Annotated in this window: 19 protein-coding genes and 1 tRNA gene; 11 read left to right on the top strand and 9 right to left on the bottom strand. The window is 71.4% G+C overall.

The features are described 5' to 3' along the window. Positions 1 to 14: 14 nt before the first annotated feature. From ACWD5D_RS07780 to ACWD5D_RS07755, 6 genes are all read left to right on the top strand, one after another. Positions 15 to 99 (top strand) — tRNA-Ser (locus ACWD5D_RS07780). 125 nt (positions 100 to 224) lie between these two features. Continuing rightward, the gene (locus ACWD5D_RS07775) at positions 225 to 404 is read left to right on the top strand and encodes a hypothetical protein (protein WP_451371899.1); all 180 of its coding nucleotides are present in this window, start codon (positions 225 to 227) and stop codon (positions 402 to 404) included. A 10-nt stretch (positions 405 to 414) separates the two neighbouring features. Then, entirely contained in the window at positions 415 to 708 is a 294-nt protein-coding gene (locus tag ACWD5D_RS07770; protein WP_451371898.1) for a Dabb family protein, read from the top strand. A gap of 182 nt (positions 709 to 890) precedes the next feature. Beyond that, entirely contained in the window at positions 891 to 1,790 is a 900-nt protein-coding gene (locus tag ACWD5D_RS07765; RefSeq protein ID WP_451371977.1) for an RNA polymerase sigma factor SigF, read from the top strand. Between the two features lie 319 nt (positions 1,791 to 2,109). Next, entirely contained in the window at positions 2,110 to 3,045 is a 936-nt protein-coding gene (locus ACWD5D_RS07760; RefSeq protein WP_451371897.1) for an RNA polymerase sigma factor SigF, read from the top strand. A 38-nt stretch (positions 3,046 to 3,083) separates the two neighbouring features. After that, positions 3,084 to 3,815, top strand: a complete 732-nt coding sequence (locus ACWD5D_RS07755) for a hypothetical protein (protein ID WP_451371896.1) — start codon at positions 3,084 to 3,086, stop codon at positions 3,813 to 3,815. 36 nt (positions 3,816 to 3,851) lie between these two features. Here the strand turns inward: ACWD5D_RS07755 and ACWD5D_RS07750 are convergent, their stop codons facing one another. Continuing rightward, positions 3,852 to 4,046 carry a hypothetical protein gene (locus tag ACWD5D_RS07750; RefSeq protein ID WP_451371895.1) on the bottom strand — a complete coding sequence of 65 codons (195 nt, stop codon included), beginning with the start codon at positions 4,044 to 4,046 and terminating at the stop codon, positions 3,852 to 3,854. A gap of 205 nt (positions 4,047 to 4,251) precedes the next feature. Between ACWD5D_RS07750 and ACWD5D_RS07745 the strand changes: the two genes are divergently transcribed. From ACWD5D_RS07745 to ACWD5D_RS07730, 4 genes are all read left to right on the top strand, one after another. After that, on the top strand, positions 4,252 to 4,746 hold the full coding sequence (locus tag ACWD5D_RS07745) for a MarR family winged helix-turn-helix transcriptional regulator (protein WP_451371894.1): 495 nt from the start codon (positions 4,252 to 4,254) through the stop codon (positions 4,744 to 4,746). Between the two features lie 13 nt (positions 4,747 to 4,759). Beyond that, on the top strand, positions 4,760 to 7,294 hold the full coding sequence (locus ACWD5D_RS07740; protein ID WP_451371893.1) for an MFS transporter: 2,535 nt from the start codon (positions 4,760 to 4,762) through the stop codon (positions 7,292 to 7,294). 106 nt (positions 7,295 to 7,400) lie between these two features. After that, positions 7,401 to 8,222, top strand: coding sequence for a YceI family protein (locus ACWD5D_RS07735; RefSeq protein WP_451371892.1), 822 nt, complete (start codon positions 7,401 to 7,403; stop codon positions 8,220 to 8,222). 308 nt (positions 8,223 to 8,530) lie between these two features. Beyond that, a complete protein-coding gene (locus tag ACWD5D_RS07730; protein WP_451371891.1) occupies positions 8,531 to 8,998 on the top strand; it encodes a PPOX class F420-dependent oxidoreductase in 468 nt (155 codons plus the stop codon). A gap of 28 nt (positions 8,999 to 9,026) precedes the next feature. Here ACWD5D_RS07730 and ACWD5D_RS07725 read toward each other — a convergent pair whose 3' ends face one another. From ACWD5D_RS07725 to ACWD5D_RS07690, 8 genes are all read right to left on the bottom strand, one after another. Beyond that, complete coding sequence (locus ACWD5D_RS07725) at positions 9,027 to 9,782, bottom strand: TetR/AcrR family transcriptional regulator (RefSeq protein WP_451371890.1); 756 nt, start codon at positions 9,780 to 9,782, stop codon at positions 9,027 to 9,029. A gap of 87 nt (positions 9,783 to 9,869) precedes the next feature. Further along, positions 9,870 to 10,010: a hypothetical protein gene (locus ACWD5D_RS07720; protein WP_451371889.1), complete on the bottom strand. Its 141-nt coding sequence runs from the start codon at positions 10,008 to 10,010 to the stop codon at positions 9,870 to 9,872. A gap of 30 nt (positions 10,011 to 10,040) precedes the next feature. After that, the gene (locus ACWD5D_RS07715) at positions 10,041 to 12,287 is read right to left on the bottom strand and encodes an ArnT family glycosyltransferase (protein WP_451371888.1); all 2,247 of its coding nucleotides are present in this window, start codon (positions 12,285 to 12,287) and stop codon (positions 10,041 to 10,043) included. After that, positions 12,284 to 13,786 carry a glycosyltransferase gene (locus ACWD5D_RS07710; RefSeq protein ID WP_451371887.1) on the bottom strand — a complete coding sequence of 501 codons (1,503 nt, stop codon included), beginning with the start codon at positions 13,784 to 13,786 and terminating at the stop codon, positions 12,284 to 12,286. Before ACWD5D_RS07710 ends, ACWD5D_RS07715 begins: the two co-directional genes overlap by 4 nt. A 14-nt stretch (positions 13,787 to 13,800) precedes the next feature. Then, on the bottom strand, positions 13,801 to 15,462 hold the full coding sequence (locus ACWD5D_RS07705; protein WP_451371886.1) for an ATP-binding protein: 1,662 nt from the start codon (positions 15,460 to 15,462) through the stop codon (positions 13,801 to 13,803). Beyond that, positions 15,459 to 16,211, bottom strand: coding sequence for a response regulator transcription factor (locus ACWD5D_RS07700; protein WP_451371885.1), 753 nt, complete (start codon positions 16,209 to 16,211; stop codon positions 15,459 to 15,461). Before ACWD5D_RS07700 ends, ACWD5D_RS07705 begins: the two co-directional genes overlap by 4 nt. A 106-nt stretch (positions 16,212 to 16,317) precedes the next feature. Next, positions 16,318 to 17,193, bottom strand: a complete 876-nt coding sequence (locus tag ACWD5D_RS07695) for a DUF2797 domain-containing protein (RefSeq protein WP_451371884.1) — start codon at positions 17,191 to 17,193, stop codon at positions 16,318 to 16,320. Positions 17,194 to 17,334: 141 nt separating this feature from the next. Next, positions 17,335 to 17,697: an HGxxPAAW family protein gene (locus ACWD5D_RS07690; RefSeq protein WP_451371883.1), complete on the bottom strand. Its 363-nt coding sequence runs from the start codon at positions 17,695 to 17,697 to the stop codon at positions 17,335 to 17,337. A 401-nt stretch (positions 17,698 to 18,098) separates the two neighbouring features. On the opposite strand from ACWD5D_RS07690, the gene ACWD5D_RS07685 reads away from it, so the two are divergent. Next, positions 18,099 to 19,592, top strand: a complete 1,494-nt coding sequence (locus tag ACWD5D_RS07685; RefSeq protein ID WP_451371882.1) for an MFS transporter — start codon at positions 18,099 to 18,101, stop codon at positions 19,590 to 19,592. Positions 19,593 to 19,659 lie beyond the last annotated feature (67 nt).

Genomic DNA, 19,659 nt, shown 5'->3' with positions numbered 1-19,659 from the left:
GTAAGGTCTCCCTCGGTAGCGTGTCCGAGCGGCCGAAGGAGCTCGCCTCGAAAGCGAGTGTGGCGCAAGTCACCGAGGGTTCAAATCCCTCCGCTACCGCTTGAGAAGGGCCCCGTCATACGGCGGGGCCCTTCATGCGCATACCCTCAATTGGCGAAGAGAGGGCGGACGTTACACTCGCCGCCGGCAACAGGGCCCGCAAGGCACAGACAGGGGAGGCCGCGGTGGCGGTGAACGCCAAGAAGATCACCGTGTTCGTGCTCGTGGTCTTCGCGCTGTACGTGATCATCACGGACCCGGCCAAGGCGGCCGACTACGTCCAGATAGGCTTCGAAGGCATATCGGACGCGGCCAAGGCCATAGGCGACTTCATGACCTGGGTCGTCAACGGAGGAAAGACCTGAGGTACACCCCATGATCCGCCACCTGGTCCTCTTCAAGCTCAACGAGGGCGTCGAACGCGACGATCCGCGGGTCGTGGCAGGCGCCAAGGCCTTCGAGGAGCTCGGCGGCCAGATCGAGGAGCTGCGCTTCTGGGAGTGCGGCTGGAACGTCAGCGACCGCCCCATCGCCCACGACTTCGCGATCAACTCCGCGGTCGAGGACACGGACGCGCTGAAGCGCTACCTCGAGCACCCCGCCCACCAGTCCGGCGTGGCCATCTGGCGGGAGTTCGCCACGTGGGTGATCGCCGACTACGAGTTCTGAGCCGCACCCGCTCCCGGGAAGCGAGCCCTCCGCCGGAACGGCGGGGGGCTTTCGTGCGTCTTGCGACCCAACTTGGCCCAGTTTGGCCACAACACGGAGTTATGCGGTGCTTGCACACAGTGCACATGTCTTGTGATGCTATGACCGCTTTTGACGGATGATTGACCGATGAAGAGGTGGCGTTGACCGTGTCGGCCAGTACTGCGCCGCCCCAGGCGGAGGCGCCTGCCCCCGCCCCCGTTCCGCCCACTTCTCCCGCCCCGGAGGCGCCCACCTCCCCCACACCGGAGGCGCCCACTTCCCCTGCCCCGGAGAAGCGTCGCGGCGCCGACACCCGCGCCCTGACCCAGGTGCTCTTCGCCGAGCTGAAGGAGCTGACACCGGGCACGCCGGATCACACCCGGGTACGGGGAGCGCTCATCGAGGCCAACCTCCCGCTCGTGCGCTACGCGGCCGCCCGCTTCCGCTCCCGGAACGAGCCGATGGAGGACGTGGTCCAGGTCGGCACCATCGGCCTGATCAACGCCATCGACCGCTTCGACCCGGAGCGGGGCGTGCAGTTCCCGACCTTCGCGATGCCGACCGTGGTCGGGGAGATCAAGCGCTACTTCCGGGACAACGTCCGCACCGTCCACGTGCCGCGCCGGCTGCACGAGCTGTGGGTGCAGGTCAACAGCGCGACCGAGGACCTGACGACCGCCTTCGGACGCACCCCGTCGACCGCCGAGATCGCCGAGCGGCTCAGGATCAGCGAGGACGAGGTGCTGTCCTGCATCGAGGCGGGACGCTCGTACCACGCCACCTCACTGGAGGCCGCGCAGGAGGGCGACGGGCTGCCGGGCCTGCTGGACCGGATCGGCTACGAGGACCCGGCCCTGGACGGCGTGGAACACCGCGACCTCGTCCGGCATCTCCTCGTCCAACTCCCCGAACGGGAACAGCGAATCCTGTTGCTGCGGTACTACAGCAATCTCACCCAGTCCCAGATCAGCGCGGAACTCGGCGTGTCCCAGATGCACGTCTCGCGCCTCCTCGCCCGGAGTTTCCAGCGACTGCGCTCCGCAAATCGCATCGATGCCTAGGGGCATGACCGGCGCACGGAAGCACGGGACGGAACACCGCAGGTCACACCCGTTCGCAAGCAAGATCGATCGGTAACCGTCGCGAGCGAATCACCCACCAGGGCTGTTCCCGACAGTTGTGCGCCGAAAAAGCGTCAGACCCCTTCTTTCCAGGGCTGATTCGCCTCTGACATGTCGACATGTCTCTACAGCGCGTTGCCGACATGTGACATTCTGCGGGAAGCGCGTTTGCCGGACCTCCCGCTCCGGTATTCAGGTGAAGGCCGCGTTGCTCGAAAGGCAGCGCGCCACGACCGTCCCGCGACCCAAAGGGGGTGGCATGTCCGCAGACAAGGGCAGCTCGAAGGTGCTCACGCCCACGAGCGAGGCAGCGCCCAAGGAGCTCGACGCTCTCGACGTCATCGACGGCATCGAGGGCGTCTCGGCCCTCGACACCGTGCCGTCCCCCGCCGGTGCGGCGCCGACCCCCGAGCCGGTCCTTCCGGCCACGGCGGACATCGACACCCGCACCCTGTCCCGCTCCCTGTTCCTCAGGCTCGCCACCCTCGGCGAGGACAGCCCGGAGCGCGGCTACGTCCGGGACACCCTGATCGAGCTGAACCTCCCGCTCGTGCGCTACGCGGCGGCCCGCTTCCGCTCGCGCAACGAGCCGATGGAGGACATCGTCCAGGTCGGCACGATCGGCCTGATCAAGGCGATCGACCGCTTCGACTGCGAACGGGGCGTGGAGTTCCCGACGTTCGCGATGCCGACGGTCGTGGGCGAGATCAAGCGCTTCTTCCGCGACACCTCCTGGTCGGTGCGCGTCCCGCGCCGGCTCCAGGAGCTGCGCCTGGCCCTCACCAAGGCCAGCGACGACCTCTCCCAGAAGCTGGACCGCTCCCCGACGGTGACGGAACTGGCGGCCGTGCTCGGCGTCTCCGAGGAGGACGTGGTCGACGGCCTCGCGGTCGGCAACGCCTACACGGCCTCCTCGCTGGACTCCCCGGCCCCCGAGGACGACGGCGGCGAGGGCTCCCTGGCGGACCGCCTCGGCTACGAGGACAGCGCGCTGGAGGGCGTGGAGTACCGCGAGTCCCTCAAGCCGCTGCTGGCCAAGCTGCCGCCCCGCGAGCGCCGGATCATCATGCTGCGCTTCTTCGCCAACATGACCCAGTCGCAGATCGGCGAGGAGGTCGGCATCTCCCAGATGCACGTCTCCCGACTGCTGACCCGGACGCTGGCGCAGCTGCGGGAAGGGCTCATCTCCGACTGAGGGTTCTTTTCTGACGCAGCGTCAGTCACCATGACGGGATGCTTCGTCAGACATGGACGCACGGCCGCCGGGGCGCCCTCGTGGCAGCGTCGGCGGCCGTCGTGTGCCTGGGCGTGACACTGGGCGCCTGCGGGGACGGCGGCCGGGACGGATACGTGGCCGTGGGCGCGGTGCCGGGCCCCGGCAGGACGGCCGGCGCCCCGACCGGAGGCGTGCGGATGGTCCCGCTGGACGGACCGTCCGGCGCGGCCGGCTCCACGGGGAGCGCCAACTCGGCCGGCGACGCGGGGACTTCGCAGCCTCCCTCGCAGCAGGCCCCTTCGACCGCCGAAGGCACCGCACCCGATCGGACCGCCGACGGGACCGGGGCCGCGGGCGCCGCGCCGGACCCGGCCGAAACGCCTTCGGGCACCACGCCTCCGCCGTCCCCGACGCCAACTCCCTCGCACGCGAAGCCTCCCGAGCCCGCGAAGCTCGCCTGGGGCGACCCCGAGGGCGAGGCCACGGACCAGCGGTGGTGCGAGAAGGTGACCGTCGCCTTCCACAACTCGGGCGGCTCGGCCGTGCGTTCGGGGACGGTGACGTTCGGGACGCACATCATCGGCCTGCTCGGCATCGACTGGGGGACGGTCGACTCGACCGAGGACCTGCCGGTGCCGATCGCGGCCGGGGCGCGCGAGAAACACACCTGGACGGTGTGCGTCGACGCCTGGCGCGTCCCGCTGGGGATGCACATCGAGACGCGGGACGTGTCCGTCCGGTGGGAGTGATCGCCCGACGGGCCCGCGGGCCCGTCGGGCACTCGGTTACTTCAGCGCGAGCCAGGCCACCGCGGCGACGACGGCCACGGCCACGACGATGCCGATGATCAGGCCGGTGCGGGGACCGGAGGAGGCGGCCTGCTGCTGGCGCGCCTGGGGAGCCTCGTCGACGAACGCGCGGAACATCTGCGTGCTGCCGGCGGGGTCGTAGTTGCCCTGGGGGCCCTGGGTGTTAGCCATGGCCCGAGACACTAGCGAATACAGGGGTGCGGCCCAAGTGCGGGGCCATCGGGACAGAGGGGGGCACCTCACCCGCGGCGACCTGCGCGTTTACGTTCGCAATACTTGCCTTTGCCAAGTTTTTGCGCCGCTCCCCGCCCATTTGTTTGCCTGCAGCAACCAAACAGTCTTATGGTTGCCCCAAGCAACGAATACGGGAGGTGTGATGGCCGGGCAGGCGCAGTTCGAGGAGCTGGCACGTCAGCTCAGCGCCGTCGGCGCCGTCAAAAGGGACATGGGGCGGATCCTGCCCCCCGACTGTCCGGGCGGCTCCGCGGCCGTACTGACGCTGCTCGGCTGCCACGGCGACATGCGCATGAGCAAGCTCGCCGAGCTGCTGGCCGTGGACATGTCGGTCACCAGCCGGCACGTGGCGCACGTCGCCGACCGCGGCTGGATCGAGCGGTCACCGGACCCCGCGGACAAGCGCTCGCGCATCCTGCGCCTGACGCCCACGGGCCAGGATCAGCTGGACGAGCTGTCGCGGCGGACCACACGCCTGCTCACCGAGCGGCTGGGCGACTGGAGCGACGACGACCTCGCCGAGCTCATCCGCCTGATGACGCGCCTGCGCGCGTCCTTCGGCGACAGCCGGTCCGCCCCGCCGCGGCTGCCCGCACCCGTAGTCGAAGAGACCACCCGTACACCCGCAAGCACGTAAGAAAAGGAAGCCCATGGCAACGACCACACCAGCCGGTGTGCGGGCTCACGCCAAGCACGGGGGAGGCTCCCAGGGGGCCTCCGGGCACGCCCCGATGTCCCACCGGCAGATCATGGAGGCCCTGTCCGGGCTGCTGCTCGGCATGTTCGTGGCGATCCTGTCGTCCACGATCGTCTCCAACGCCCTGCCGCACATCATCGGAGACCTCGGCGGCGGCCAGTCCGCCTACACCTGGGTGGTCACCGCGTCCCTGCTGGCGATGACGGCGACCACTCCCCTGTGGGGCAAGCTCGCCGACCTGTACAGCAAGAAGGCGCTCGTCCAGATAGCCCTGGTCATCTACGTCCTGGGATCTGCGGCCGCCGGTCTGTCGCAGAACGCCGGCATGCTGATCGCGTGCCGTGTCGTTCAGGGCATCGGCGTCGGCGGTCTGTCCGCCCTGGCCCAGATCGTCATGGCCGCGATGATCTCCCCGCGTGAGCGCGGCCGTTACTCCGGCTACCTGGGCGCCACCTTCGCGGTCGCCACCGTCGGCGGCCCGCTGCTCGGCGGTGTCATCACCGACACCTCGTGGCTCGGCTGGCGCTGGTGCTTCTACGTCGGCGTCCCCTTCGCGGTCATCGCGCTGATCGTCCTGCAGAAGACCCTGCACCTGCCCGTGGTCAAGCGGGACGTCAAGGTCGACTGGGGCGGCGCGTTCTTCGTCTCCGCCGCCGTCTCCCTGCTGCTGGTCTGGGTCACCTTCGCCGGTGACAAGTACGACTGGATCTCGTGGCAGACCTACGCCATGGTCGGCGGCTCGATCGTCCTCGGCGCGCTGTTCGTCCTCGTCGAGGCCAAGGCCAGCGAGCCGATCATCCCGCTGCGGCTGTTCCGCAACCGCACGATCACGCTCGCGTCCCTCGCCTCGCTGTTCGTCGGTGTCGCGATGTTCACCGGCACCGTGTTCTTCAGCCAGTACTTCCAGCTGGCCCGCGACGAGTCCCCGACGATGTCCGGTGTCCTGACCATCCCGATGATCGGTGGTCTGTTCATCTCCTCGACCGTCTCGGGTCAGTTCATCACCCGTACCGGCCGCTGGAAGGGGTGGCTGGTCACCGGCGGCGTGCTCGTGACGGCCGGCCTGGGCCTGCTGGGCACCATCCGGTACGACACCGACTACTGGAAGATGGCCATCTTCATGGCCCTGCTGGGTCTCGGCATCGGCATGATGATGCAGAACCTGGTCCTCGCCACCCAGAACCAGGTGGCTCCCTCGGACCTCGGCTCGGCCAGCTCCACGGTCACCTTCTTCCGCTCCCTCGGCGGTGCGGTCGGCGTCTCCGCCCTCGGCGCGGTGATGTCCCACCGGATCACGCACTACGTCCAGGACGGCATCTCCGCGCTGAGCCCCAAGTACCAGGCCGCCCTGGCCGGGTCGGGCTCCACCGACAGCATCCCGGACATGAACGCGCTGCCGAAGCCCATCCGGACGCTGCTGGAGAGCGCCTACGGCCACGGCATCGCCGACGTCTTCCTCATCGCGGCCGCCCTCGCCGCCGTCGCCTTCCTGATCACGCTGTTCATCAAGGAGGTCCCGCTGAAGACCAAGGGCGCGCTGGCGCAGGCCGCCGACGGTGAGACCACGGCCGCCGAGGCCGCCGCCGTGGAGACCACCACCGAGATTCCGGCCCAGGAGCGGGTGCCCGGCTGGGCCGTCCCCGCGGCCGACGAGAACGGCACCGCGGCGAGCGCGGCCACGCAGCTCACCGCCGTCGCCCTCGCCGAACCCGGCTCCGCCGGCACCGGCGGCACCCCGGTGCACGGCTACGTCCGCGGCGCCGAGAGCGCCCCGGTCCCGCAGGCCGCGATCACGCTGATCTCGCTGTCCGGCCGCCAGCTGGGCCGCTCGGTCGCCCAGGCCGACGGTTCCTACGCGCTGGCCGCCCCGGGCACCGGCTCGTACGTGCTGATCGCCTCCGCCGACGGCTATCAGCCGCAGGCCTCCACGATCGTGGTGGGCGAGGAGCCGCTGGCGTACGACATCCTGCTCAGCGGCACCAGCGGCCTGACCGGTGTGGTCCGGGCGACCGGGAGCGCGCTGCCGGTCAAGGACGCCATGGTGATCGTCACCGATGTGCGCGGGGACCTGCTGGCCAGCACCGCCACCGGTGAGCAGGGCGAGTTCGCCTTCACCGACCTGGTGCCGGGCGTGGTGACCGTCGCGGTCAACGCGAGCGGCTTCAGGCCGCGGGCGCTGCCGGTCGAGGTGGCGACCACCGGGATCACCCGGATCGAGGTCGCCCTGGACGCGGGCGCCCGGCTGCAGGGTGTCGTCCACGCCCCGCACGGTCCGCTGGCCGACGCCCGCGTGACCCTCGTGGACGCGGCGGGCAACGTGGTCGGCACCGCCACCACCGGCACCGACGGGGCGTACGCCTTCACCGACCTGAACGTCGGCGAGTACACCGTCATCGCCACGGGCTACCCGCCGGTCGCCACCGCGCTGACCGTCGCCGGCCCCGGCACCGACGGCCACGACATCGAACTCGCCCACCCCGGGGAGTAGTTCGACCACCGGCCCGTGGTGCGCGCACCGCCATGCGCGCACCACGGGCCGGATGTTTTACGACCGTTTTGTAAGTGTTCGTAGTTCCTTGCAGGGAGAAAACGGGATGGGACTGACCGCGAGGATCCGCACCCGGGACGGATGGGCCGTGTCGCACGCGGTCGTCACGGTGACCGACATGACCGGCACGCAGGTGCTGCGGGCCGAGGCCGACGCCGAGGGAGCGGTGCGGGACACCACCGAGCTGGCACCGGGCGCGTACACGGTGATCGTGACCGCCGTCGGGTACGCTCCCGCCGCCTCCAGCGCGATCGTCACCGCCAGTGGCCGGGCCGAGGTGGGCGCGGTGACGCTGGCCCGGCAGGGCGGCACCGAACTGCCGCCGCCCGGCCCGTGGACCGTCGACCCGGTCCACTCCTCCGTCGCCGCCGTCGCCCAGCACCTGGGGATCTCCAGCGTGCACGGCAGGTTCACGGAGTTCGGCGGGGCGATCGAGATCGCGCCGGACGACATCGCCAAGTCCCGGGTGGAGGCGGTGATCCGGGCCGAGTCCATCGACACCGGCAACGGGATGCGCGACACGCACCTGCGCTCCGCCGACTTCCTCGACGTCGAGCGGTACCCCGAGATCACGTACCGCTCGACGGGCCTGACGCAGGCCGGTCCGGACCGCTGGACGGTGCACGGCGAGCTGTCGATGCGCGGGATCCTGCGGCCGGTCGACCTGGACCTGGCCTACCTCGGCACCGGCGCCGACCCGTGGGGCGGCACCCGGGCCGCGTTCCGCGCGACGGCCGAACTGCACCGCGAGGACTTCGCGATGAACTACAACCAGGTCCTCCAGGCGGGCATCGCCGCCATCGGCACGACCCTCAGGATCGAGCTGGACATCCAGGCGGTCCAGGGCGACGCGCTGCCGGGGGCCTAGGGGGTGTCGTTCGGATCAGGCCGGCCGTGACGAACGGTGCGGACCTGGCCGACCCGAGCGGGGTCTGGTGCGTGCAGCTGCAAGGCGGAGGAGTGAGTCGACGCGATGGGGGTCCCCCCGCGATGGGGGTCCCTCTCGCTCGAGCGAAGCCGAGAGTGGGGGAGAAGCCGAGCGTGGGGGAGTCGGCGATCGACGACAACGCCGCAGATGTGCGTGCCAGACCCCGCGACGCCGGGATGATCCAAACGACACCCCCTCGGCACAGCAGGGTCAGGCACATCCCGGGCGGCTGCCCCTAGGCTGCGGCCATGGCACCGAACATCGCGACCAACACGCGTGTATCACGGGACGAACTGCTGGACTTCGTACGGCCCCGCCACCGCGCCCTGCTGCTCACCCGCCGCTCCGACGGCACCCCGCAGGCCTCCCCGCTGACCTGCGGGGTCGACGACTCGGGGCGCGTCGTGGTCTCGACCTACCCCGAGCGCGCCAAGACCCGCAACGCCAAGCGCGACCCGCGCGTCAGCCTGGTCGTCCTCAGCGACGAGTGGGACGGCCCCTGGGTCCAGATCGACGGCACCGCCGAGGTCCTCGACATCCCCGAGTCCGTCGAGCCGCTGGTCGAGTACTTCCGCAACATCGCCGGTGAACACCCCGACTGGGACGAGTACCGGGAGGCGATGGCCAAGCAGGGCAAGTCGATCATCCGGGTGACACCGGAGCGCTGGGGCCCCGTCGCCACCGGCGGCTTCCCCGCCCGGCTCGCGGAGGACTGAGCGGTCGGGGCTTCGCCCCCGGAGCGCTTCAGGTGCCGCTTCTGGCCACCATCGCCTCGATGCCGGCGATCAGGAGGTCCAGGGCGAAGGTGAAGTCCCGGTCCATCATCTCGGCGACCGTGTCCCCGCCCCGGGCCGCCATGATGTCCTCCGACTCGTGGATGACCTCGGCGGTCTCCGGGGCCTCGGCAACCATGCGCATGGCTTGTTCGTGGTACTCGTCCGCGCTCAGCCCGGTGTCCGCGATCCGGGCGAAGAAGTGGCCCTCGATGGTGCCGTAGCCGTACACGAACTGGAAGACGGCCGAGATCGCCCCCGTCACCCCGTGCGCGGGCAGCCCCGCCCGGCGAACGACCCGCTGCACCACACGGGAGAAGGCGAGCGAGTTCGGGCCGATGTTGAGATAGCGCCCGGCGAGCGGGGACAGCCAGGGGTGCCGCACCAGCAGCGCACGGTACTCGGTGGCCAGCCCCCGCAGCTGATCACGCCAGTCGGCACCGGTGTCCTCCAGGTCGGGCAGCAAGAGCTCGCCGAAGGCGGCGTCCAGGGCGAGTTCGAGCAGATCGTCCTTGGTGTCGACGTACCAGTACAGGGACATCGCGGTGACGTTCAGCTCACCGGCCAGCCGCCGCATGGAGAACTTCTGCAGCCCCTCCGCGTCCAGCAGCCGTACGGACACCGCGGTGATCCGCTCCCGGTCGAGACCGGAGGGCTGCGCGTTACGCCCGCCGCGCCGCGTCTTGCCTCCCAGCCAGACACTGCCACGCGCAGCTGACTTCGCCATCGGCGCACCCTCCTGAAACTCCGGCCACTTCTCCAGATGCTAGGGCCGCGACGAACCTGAGGGGCGCGGGGAACGGCGCGACAGCTTTCAGGCGACCTTCCGCTCCGCCCGCCGCAGCAACCCCACGGCCAGCACTCCACCGGCCAGCACGGCGACGGCGCCCACCAGTTGCCCCGCCCCGAGCCCGGCCGACAGCGACTGCCCCGAGGCGACGGACGAGCTGAGCACCGCCCCCAGCAGATTTCGGTCTCAGCTGTCTCAGCCGCTCGCCTTCTGCGTGAGGTCGTAGAACGTGGCCGAGCCGACCGTCACCTTCTTGAAGGTGCTCTCGACCCACGAGCTGATCTGCGAACCGGTGGAGCCGCCACCGCTGCCGCCGCCGGCTTCACGACCGCCGAAGCCTCCGCCCGCGCCGAATCCGCCGCCCGCGATGAAGTAGTGGATCCTTCCGTCCGCCACGTACTTCTTGAACTGGGCGAGCGTCGGGGAGGGGTCGGTGCCGTTGAAGCCGCCGATCGCCATCACCGGTTCACCGGTGGCCAGTTGGTAGCTCGCGGCGTTCTGGGAGCCGAGGGAGGCGGCGACCCAGGTGTAGTTCCCGGCGTCCTTCTCCAGTAGCTTCTTGGCGGCGGAGCCGACGTCCGCGCCGTTCAGCAGGCCGCCCGCGCCGCCGCCGCCCATCCGGCCGCCTTCGCCCATGACACCGCCCCGGCCGTCGGTGTTCTGGCCCGGCATGCCACCGCCCGGGAAGCCCTGGCCCGGATTCGGCATGTTCCCGTTGCCGTTCTGCCCGCCCGGCAGACCCTGCCCGCCCTGCTGGCCCGGCATACCGCCGCCGCCGAAGCCGCCCCGCATTCCACCACCGAAGCCACCGTCGCCGCCGTCGCCGGCCTTGGCCCCGCCGGGCCGGCCGCCGCCGAATCCCATCATGCTCGCGCCCGCCGGACCGGCCGTCGGGATGGAGCCGGTGTGTGCGGAGTTCACTGTGCTGAGGGTGTACGCCGTCGGACCCGCGAGCGCGGCCACCAGGCCGGCCGCCGCCGCACCGAGCGCGAGCCGCCGCGGGATCCGGCCGGCGAAGAGCAGGCCGAACGCGGCCCCGAGCCCTCCGATCAGGACCAGCCACTTCAGCCAGGGCAGATAGTCCAAGGTGCGGTTGAGCAGGACGTACCCCCAGGCCGCGGCGGCCACCACGGAGGCGGCAAGCGTGAGCGACGCCCAGGTCTCCTTGCGCCGCTCCCACAGCAGCCCGGCGCCCATGCCGGACACGGCGGCGACGTAGGGGGCGAGGGCCACCGTGTAGTACTGGTGGAAGATGCCGGCCATGTAGCTGAAGACCGCCATGGTGATCAGCAGCGAGCCGCCCCACACCAGGAACGAGGCGCGCGTGACGGACGTACGCCGTGCCTTCCTCGTCGCCCACAGGCCCGCGACCAGCAGGATCAGCGCGGCCGGGATCAGCCAGGAGATCTGGCTGCCGACCTCGGAGTCGAACATCCGGTCCCAGCCGGTGGTGCCCCAGCGACCGGTGCCGCCCGCACCGCCACCGGGGCCGGCGCCGCCTCCTGTGACGCTGCCGGTCTCGTCGCCGCTGATCCGGCCGAGGCCGTTGTAGCCGAAGGTCAGCTCCAGAAAGCTGTTGTTCTGCGAACCGCCGATGTAGGGGCGGGAGGAGGCCGGCCACAGCTCGACGACCGCGACCCACCAGCCGCCGGAGACGACCAGCGCGACGGTGGCCAGGCCCAGTTGCGCCAGCCGCTTGCGCGGCCTCACCGGACCGCACACGGCGTAGACGACCGCCAGCGGCGGCAGGATCAGGAAGGCCTGGAGGGTCTTGGCGAGAAACGCGAACCCGATCGCGACCCCCGCCCACACCAGCCACCTCGTCCGCCCGTCCTCCACGGCCCGTACGACGAAGTAGCAGGCCAGCGACGTCAGCAGGGCCAGCAGCGCGTCCGGGTTGTCGAACCGGAACATCAGCGCCGCGACGGGGGTGAGCGCGAGCACCGCGCCCGCGATCAGCCCGGCCGCCGGACTGAACCGCCGCCGTACCGCCGCGTACACGACCGCCACCGTGCCGACGCCCATGAGCACCTCGGGGGTGAGGACCGCCCACGAGTTCAGGCCGAAGATCCGCACCGACAGCTCCATCGGCCACATGAAGGCCGAGGGCTTGTCGACGGTGATGGCGTTGCCCGCGTCCAACGAGCCGAAGAAGAACGCCTTCCAGGACGTGCTGCCCGCCTGGACGGCTGCCGAGTAGAAGGAGTTGGCGTAGCCGGAGGCGCTGAGGTTGTAGAGGTAGGTGACGAGGGTGAGGGCCAGCAGGCCGAGGAAGGCCGGGCGCGCCCAGCGCGGATCCTCTAGGCGGCCGCGCCACAGTCTCCGTACGAACGGCTGCCGGGGCTCGGGGGCCGGTGGGGGAGCGGCCGGGGTCTGCCGAGCCGGCTGATCCGTCGGGGCCGGCCGGGCCGGCTCGGCCGGCGGGTCGTAGTGGGTGGTCATCGGGGCTCCCCCGGGTCGGTGTCGTGCGGGCGGCGCACCTGCTGCGGTCGCACGGTGGCCTCCCTCCGGCTGTCGTCCGCGGCCTGACCGGCGCGGACCTGGGTGGTCGGGTACGGCTGCGGGTACGGCACCGGGCGCCGCGGGAGCGGCGCGTACGGGGCCGTCGTGCTGTAGGTGGGCGAGGACGGGTGATGTGCCGCCACCACCGGCTCACCGTCCGGCTCGCGATCCGGCTCACCGTCCGGCTCCGTGTCGGGCTCGCGGCGGTCCGGGAAGACCCAGGCGCGGAAGAGCAGGAAGCGCAGGACGGTCGCCGCGAGATTGGCGGTGATCAGGACCGCCAGCTCGGTGGAGTGCGCGGGGTTGCCGGTGGCCGTGTTCAGGGCGGCCAGGGAGCCGCTCGTCAGGGCGAGTCCGATGGCGAACACGACCAGGCCCTGCGCCTGGTGCCGTACGGCGCCGCCCCGGCCGCGCACCCCGAAGGTGAGCCGGCGGTTGGCGGCCGTATTGGCGACCGCCGAGACCAGCAGGGCGAGCGCGTTGGCGGCCTGGGAGCCGGAGAACTGCCTGAAGAGGCTGTAGAGCACCAGGTAGAACAGTGTCGACAGGCCCCCGACCACACAGAACCCGACGAGCTGGCGGGCCAGTCCCCCGGGCACGTCCTTGATCTCGCGGTCGCGCGGGTCGTCGCCGAAGGGCCGGGTGAGCCGGTCCAGCGGCAGCGAGCCGGTGGCCAGGGCCCTGCCGACGCGCCAGACGCCCAAGAGGTCGTCGGTGGCCGTCTTCACTATGCGCACGGTGGAGTCGGGGTCGTCGACCCAGTCGACCGGCACCTCGTGGATCCGCAGCCCGGCCCGCTCGGCGAGCACCAGCATCTCGGTGTCGAAGAACCAGCCGGTGTCCTCCACCAGCGGCAGCAGCACCTGGGCCACGTCCCGCCGGATCGCCTTGAAGCCGCACTGCGCGTCGGAGAAACGGGCCTGGAGGGAGCCGCGCAGGATCAGGTTGTAGGTCCGGCTGATGAACTCCCGCTTGGGTCCGCGCACGACCCGGGAGGTACGGGCGAGCCGGGAGCCGATCGCGAGGTCGGAGTGGCCCGAGATCAGCGGTGCCACCAGCGGGAGCAGGGCGTTGAGGTCGGTGGACAGGTCGACGTCCATGTAGGCGAGGACCGGCGCGTCGGACGCGGACCACACGGTCCCGAGGGCACGCCCGCGGCCCTTCTGCTCCAGCCGGACGTGGGCGACCCCGGAGAGCTCGGCCGCCAGCCGTGCCGCCACCTGCGGGGTGCTGTCCGTGGACGCGTTGTCCGCGACCGTGATGCGGAAGGCGTAGGGGAAGGTGCGGGTGAGGTGCGCGTGCAGTCGCAGCACGCACGGCCACAGGTCCTTCTCCTCGTTGTGGACGGGGATCACCACGTCCAGGACAGGCGTTCCGGCGTCCCCGGCCGGGAGGTGCTCCCGCGCCGGCAGGGTGCCGGGAGAAGAGTCGGTTCGCATGGAACCGACTCAACTCACCTGCCCTGTCGCGCCCGTGTGGTGACGCTGTGCCGTACCTGTGAGTGCTGTTGCCCGTGTGCCTCGGGGGCCGGCAGCGGCGCGGCGGGCGCGGGCGCGGGCGTGGTCAGGTGCACGGTGAACACCGTGCGGCCCGGGACGCTGTCCACGGTCACGGCGCCGCCGTGCGCCGCGGCGACGGCCTGCACGATGGCCAGACCCAGACCGGTGGAACCGGTGGCCCGGGAGCGGGCGGAGTCCCCGCGCGCGAACCGCTCGAAGACGTGCGGCAGCAGGTCCGGCGGGATGCCCGGCCCGTCGTCCTCGACGTCCACGCACGTCCACGGCCCGCTCCGCCGCACGCGCGCGGTGACGGTCGTACCGGGCGGTGTGTGGTCGCGGGCGTTGCCCAGCAGGTTGACCAGCACCTGCTGGAGGCGTGCCGCGTCGGCGTGGACGAGGGCCGGCTCGTCGGGCAGGTCGAGCCGCCAGGTGTGGTCCATGCCGGCGGCGCGGGCGTCGCTGACGGTGTCCACGACGAGCGGGACGAGGTCGGTCTGCTCGAACTGCAGCGGCCGGCCGGCGTCCAGCCGGGCGAGCAGCAGCAGGTCCTCCACGAGGAGGGTCATCCGCCCGGCCTCCGACTCGATCCGTCCGAGGGCGTGCCGGGTGTCGGGCCCGACCTGCTCCCTGCCGCGCCGGGTCAGCTCGGCGTATCCGCGTATGGAGGAGAGCGGGGTCCGCAGCTCGTGGCTGGCGTCGGCGACGAACTGCCGTACCCGCGTCTCGCTCTCCTGCCGGGCGTGCAGGGCGCCGTGGACGTGGTCGAGCATCCGGTTGAGCGCGGCGCCGACCTGGCCGACCTCGGTGTGCGGGTCGCACTCGGACTCGGGGACCCGCTCGCTGAGGTTCACCTCGCCGGTGTGCAGGGGGAGTTCGGAGACCCGGGTGGCGGTGGCGGCGACCCTGCGCAGGGGGCGGGTGGCGACGCCGACGATGACGGTGCCGGCGAGGGAGGCGGCGAGCAGGCCCGCCACCGTGACGCAGACCTCGACGAGGACCAGGGTGTCGATGTTGTCGTCGACGTCCTTGGTGGGCAGGGCGACGTAGTAGGCGTCACCGCCCTCGGGGTTCTGCTTGTAGCGGACGCGGTAGTCCCCGAGACCGGGCAGCTCCACCGTGTGCGCCCTGCCGTCCTTCGACACCTGGGCGAGCGCCCGCTGCTGCGCGGCGGAGAGGGGAACGGTGTCCATCCTGCGGAACCTGTTGTAGCTGTCGTTTACCTGCACGGCCTTGCCCGAACTGACGACGGATCCGCCGCGCACGTACGCCGCGACCGTGCTGGGCTGCGTCGGGCCGATGGTGAGCAGGCGCGCGATCCGCTCACCCGGCGTGTCGGCGCTCTGGGCCAAGGGGTCGGGCTCCGCCGGGGCGCCGAGTGCCGTACCGCCGGGGTTCTGCGGATGCCCGCCGCCCGTCGCCCGCATGGCGATCTCGCCGACCTTGTTGTCGAGCTGGTCGTACAGATGAGTCCGCAGCGCGAGCGTGGTCACGGTGCCGATCACCGCGCACACCACGGCGATCAGCACCACGGACGCGACGACGAGCCGTGTCCGCAGGGCGCGCGGCTGTCCGAGTCGCCGCTGCCGCTGCGGACTCGGCCGCCGTCGCCCGCTCATGAGGCGGCGGGCGTGACCGCGGGCTTGATCAGATAACCGGCTCCGCGCCGCGTGTGGATCATCGGCTCCCGCCCGGCGTCGATCTTCCGGCGCAGATACGAGATGTACAGCTCGACGACATTGGCCTGCCCGCCGAAGTCGTACGACCACACGCGGTCCAGGATCTGCGCCTTGCTGAGCACACGGCGCGGATTGCGCATCAGGAAGCGCAGCAGCTCGAACTCGGTCGCGGTCAGGTGGATGTCCTGGCCGGCCCGCGAGACCTCGTGGCTGTCCTCGTCCAGGGTGAGGTCCCCGACGACCAGCACGGAGTCGGACCGCCGGTCGGCCGCCCCGGCGCGCCGGATGAGTCCGCGCAGCCGGGCCACGACCTCCTCCAGGCTGAACGGCTTGGTGACGTAGTCGTCCCCGCCGGCGGTGAGTCCGGCGATACGGTCCTCGACGGCGTCCTTGGCGGTGAGGAAGAGGACGGGCACGTCGGGCAGTTCACGGCGCAGCCGGCCCAGCACGGCCAGCCCGTCCATGTCGGGCAGCATCATGTCGAGGACGACGGCGTCGGGCCGGAACTCACGGGCGGTCTGTACGGCGCCCTGCCCGTCCCCCGCGCTCCTGATCCGCCAGCCCTCGTAACGAAGGGCCATGCTCAGCAGTTCGGTGATCGACTGCTCGTCGTCCACCACAAGCACGCGGACGGGGCTCCCGTCCGGCCTCAGCAGTTCGGTGCGCCCCTGGGGCGAGGTCGTGGTCATGGCGGACACCTTGTCGGTGCCCTCTGAGACAAGGCTTTCCGCAATCTGTGAATTGTCTGAGAAACACACAGGAGCCGCTCCGCCCGCGCATCCGTACGCACCCGGGTCAGAACAGCCCGTCCTGCTCCTTCCTCCTGAACCCCCGCACCGGGACGGTGAATTCGGCGCCGGCCCCGGGCAGCGGGACGAGCTCCCACCCGGTCAGCAGCCGTGCGTCGAGGACGACGACCCCGCGTCCGGCGACCGCGAGATGCAGATCGGGTCCGGCGGCCGCGACCAGGTCCCCGCTCACGGCACCGCCCGGCACCAGCTCGACGACGTCACCGAGGGCCGCCGGTGCGTCCGCGAGCCCGAACACCCCCACGTGATCGACGGGCCGGCAGGGCTCCTGGGCCAACGACTCGGGCCACCGGTCGAGCTGGACGGCCCGCGCGTGCAACTCCCGCACCTCGGCCGCCCGTTCGTCCTCCGTCCGCGGCAACACCGCTCGTACGGCCCGCTTCTCGGCGTACGGAATCCGGTCCGGCACCTGGAGGGCGGCCCGCAACAGCTCCTCGGTGCGGCGGGCGGCCATCAGCGGCCCGGTGCCGAGCCAGGTGAAACAGACGGCACCCTGTTCGAGCAGCCGCGCCGAGCCGCGCTCCACGGCGGTGATGCCGACCTTGACCATGCCGGGCCCGAACCAGGCCAGGTAGACCCGGTACGGCCGCGGATCGTCGGCGATGGTGTCCGCGGCCACGGAGTGCGCCCGGTCCAGCCGCGCACACTCCTCGCACCGGGCCCCCGTACTCCGCCCCGACACCGCGGCCCGCACCGGACAGGCGTTCCCCCGCGCCCCCACACACGTCCGCACACCCCCCTCCGGCACCGCGAAGGCGACCCTCTTCCCCCACGGCAGCACACTGCGCCGCCCGCCCTCCCACACCAGCACGGGCCCGTCGGGCGACCAACGCAGTCCCGAGCACTTCCACATCTGTGCCATCACTTTTGAGGGTATGGCCCGGGTCTGACAGCGGGCTGTGAGCGCACACGGCCGGAGATTGCCGGGAGTGTGCTTGCGGAGCGCACTCCCGACCGTGCCCCAGGGGCGACGATCACCGACCGCCGCTCGCGGAACGTGCGTCTATTCGACCGGTGACAGAGGTGCCGATTCGGCGGGAACCGCCTCGGGCGCCGAGGATCGCGCCGGTCCGTGGCCCCGCCCCGCCAGCCGACAGGCCACGCACCCCGGATGGCCCTCCTTGGCCCGGGTGTCGCGGACGCGCATCCCCCACTGGTCCCGGGGTCGTACGCCCGGCGGTTTGCCCCAGCCGGACAGGTGGAGGAACCAGGTGACCAGGACGCTCCCCGCTGTGATCGCCAGCCCTCCGGCGAGAGCCGGCACGGAGGACGTGACCACCCCCAGCCCCGCCACAACGCTCCCGACCGTGGCGATACCGGCGCCGGTCCAGCCGGCGACCGTGTGACCCTCGTCGTGCAGACTCATGTGCCGCCCCCAGGGACCTCTCACGATGCAAGAGATTTTCGGCACCGAATATCTCACGTACCAAGGGATCAAGGAAGATGGACCGCCTTTGTCCGCGCCACGGCACTGGCCCACGGGTACCTGGAGAAGCTGAACGGGGACGACCCGAAGGAGGAGTGCTGAACGCGCACGGCCGCACGGATCGGTGAATCGGTGAAGGTGTGCTGCGAGCAGTATCCGAGCAGGAGGTGACGGTCGGGCAGTGGTTCACCCCGCACCGCCCCTCCCGGACGGCCCATCGCGGGCCGGCGGTGCGTCGGACGGCTGTGACACGGGCGAGGGACCGGCGACGGACCTGTACCGACCGCCCGATGACATGCCGTGCGGTGGTGAGACATACCGCGGCTGCTTAGCGTGATCGTATGACCACCGAACTCACCCGGCCCGCCCCCGACGACCGGCGGTGGAAGGCGCTCGCCGTCTGCCTGACAGCGGGCTTCATCTCGCTGCTCGACGCCTCGATCGTGAACGTGGCCCTGCCCTCGATGGAGCACGGGCTCGGCGCGTCGGAGGCCGCACAGTCCTGGGTCGTCTCCGGGTACGCCCTCGCCTTCGGGCTCACCCTGGCGTCCGCGGGACGACTGGGCGACATGCGCGGGCGCCGCCAGGCCCTCCTCTTCGGACTCGCGATGTTCACGCTCGCCTCGGTGGCCTGCGGACTCGCGCCCAGCGCGGCCTGGCTGGTGCTGTTCCGGCTCGTCCAGGGCAGCGCGGCCGGCGTGATCGCTCCGCAGACGTCGGGGCTGATCCAGCAGATGTTCCAGGGCCCCGAACGGGCCAAGGCGTTCGGCCTGCACGGCAGTGTCGTCGCCTTCTCGGCGGCGGTGGGTCCGCTCGCGGGCGGACTGCTGATCCACGCCTTCGGTACCGAGAACGGATGGCGCTGGGTGTTCTTCGTCAACCTGCCCATCGGGGCGGCCGCGTTCGTCGCGGGGCTCCGGTTCCTCCCCCGCCTTCCTCCGACGGCGGCACGGCACGAGGAGTTCGACCTCCTCGGAGTGCTGCTCCTCGGATCGGGAGTGGTCGCGCTGATGCTGCCCCTCGTGCAGGAACAGCAGTGGCAGGGACGGGGGAAGTGGGCGCTCCTGCCGTTGGCCGCGCTGCTGCTGTGGGCGTTCTGGCGGTGGGAGCGACGCCAGGGACGCCTCGGGCGGGCCCCTGTCGTCGACCTGGAGCTGTTCAGGCTGCGTTCCTTCACGCTCGGCACCCTGGTCAGCCTCACCTACTTCGCGGGGCTCACCTCCGTCTTCTTCGTGTTCACCCTGTTCCTGCAGAACACGGTCGGCTACAGCGCCCTGGCCGCGGGTGTCGCGGCCCTGCCCTTCGCGGCCTCCTCGGCGATCGGCGCCGCCCTCGGGGGCCGGCTGGTGCTCCGCCACGGCCGCAGGCTCGTCGTCATCGGACTGAGCATGGTGGCGCTCGGCCTGCTCGGCGTCGTCGCGGCGGTGCAACTGGTCCCGGGGCGGAACGTGGGGTGGGCGACGGTCCTGCCGATGATCGTCGGAGGAATCGGCTCGAGCCTCACGGTCGCGCCCAACACGACGCTCACGCTCACCCTCGTACCCGTCCGGCGCGCCGGTGCGGCCGGGGGTGTGTTCCAGACCGGGCAGCGCATCGGCGCGGCGGCGGGGATCGCGGTGGTCGGCGCGGTGTACTTCGCGCATCTCGCCAACCACGGATCCTCGGTCACCGCCATCCAGCTCGCGCTGCTCACCGCGGTGGCCAGCATCCTCGTCGCCCTGGCTCTGGCGGCCACCGACCTGCGGACCCGCCACACCCAGCCCGGCCCGGGGCAGTCGGCGGGAGCCGTCGAGCAGCGCGCGGGCGAGAACGGGGCCGGTGAGAAGGTCGGTTGAGGGGGCGGGGCACAGGAGGCCACGAGCCCGAGGCCGACCACCGCGGGGCGGAACACCGAACACCGCG

Source organism: Streptomyces sp. NPDC002520, from assembly GCF_053595235.1.
Note: the sequence above shows the minus strand (reverse complement) of the source record. Positions and strands in the feature narration are given on the sequence as shown.

Excerpts from the sequence above, each read along its gene's own strand:
- ACWD5D_RS07685 (WP_451371882.1), top strand. The coding sequence starts at position 18,099 with ATGACCACCGAACTCACCCGGCCCGCCCCCGACGACCGGCGGTGGAAG.
- ACWD5D_RS07705 (WP_451371886.1), bottom strand. The coding sequence starts at position 15,462 with ATGAGCGGGCGACGGCGGCCGAGTCCGCAGCGGCAGCGGCGACTCGGA.
- ACWD5D_RS07690 (WP_451371883.1), bottom strand. The coding sequence starts at position 17,697 with ATGAGTCTGCACGACGAGGGTCACACGGTCGCCGGCTGGACCGGCGCC.
- ACWD5D_RS07740 (WP_451371893.1), top strand. The coding sequence starts at position 4,760 with ATGGCAACGACCACACCAGCCGGTGTGCGGGCTCACGCCAAGCACGGG.
- ACWD5D_RS07715 (WP_451371888.1), bottom strand. The coding sequence starts at position 12,287 with ATGACCACCCACTACGACCCGCCGGCCGAGCCGGCCCGGCCGGCCCCG.
- ACWD5D_RS07695 (WP_451371884.1), bottom strand. The coding sequence starts at position 17,193 with ATGGCACAGATGTGGAAGTGCTCGGGACTGCGTTGGTCGCCCGACGGG.
- ACWD5D_RS07735 (WP_451371892.1), top strand. The coding sequence starts at position 7,401 with ATGGGACTGACCGCGAGGATCCGCACCCGGGACGGATGGGCCGTGTCG.
- ACWD5D_RS07750 (WP_451371895.1), bottom strand. The coding sequence starts at position 4,046 with ATGGCTAACACCCAGGGCCCCCAGGGCAACTACGACCCCGCCGGCAGC.
- ACWD5D_RS07730 (WP_451371891.1), top strand. The coding sequence starts at position 8,531 with ATGGCACCGAACATCGCGACCAACACGCGTGTATCACGGGACGAACTG.
- ACWD5D_RS07700 (WP_451371885.1), bottom strand. The coding sequence starts at position 16,211 with ATGACCACGACCTCGCCCCAGGGGCGCACCGAACTGCTGAGGCCGGAC.
- ACWD5D_RS07770 (WP_451371898.1), top strand. The coding sequence starts at position 415 with ATGATCCGCCACCTGGTCCTCTTCAAGCTCAACGAGGGCGTCGAACGC.
- ACWD5D_RS07755 (WP_451371896.1), top strand. The coding sequence starts at position 3,084 with ATGCTTCGTCAGACATGGACGCACGGCCGCCGGGGCGCCCTCGTGGCA.
- ACWD5D_RS07745 (WP_451371894.1), top strand. The coding sequence starts at position 4,252 with ATGGCCGGGCAGGCGCAGTTCGAGGAGCTGGCACGTCAGCTCAGCGCC.
- ACWD5D_RS07725 (WP_451371890.1), bottom strand. The coding sequence starts at position 9,782 with ATGGCGAAGTCAGCTGCGCGTGGCAGTGTCTGGCTGGGAGGCAAGACG.
- ACWD5D_RS07760 (WP_451371897.1), top strand. The coding sequence starts at position 2,110 with ATGTCCGCAGACAAGGGCAGCTCGAAGGTGCTCACGCCCACGAGCGAG.
- ACWD5D_RS07710 (WP_451371887.1), bottom strand. The coding sequence starts at position 13,786 with ATGCGAACCGACTCTTCTCCCGGCACCCTGCCGGCGCGGGAGCACCTC.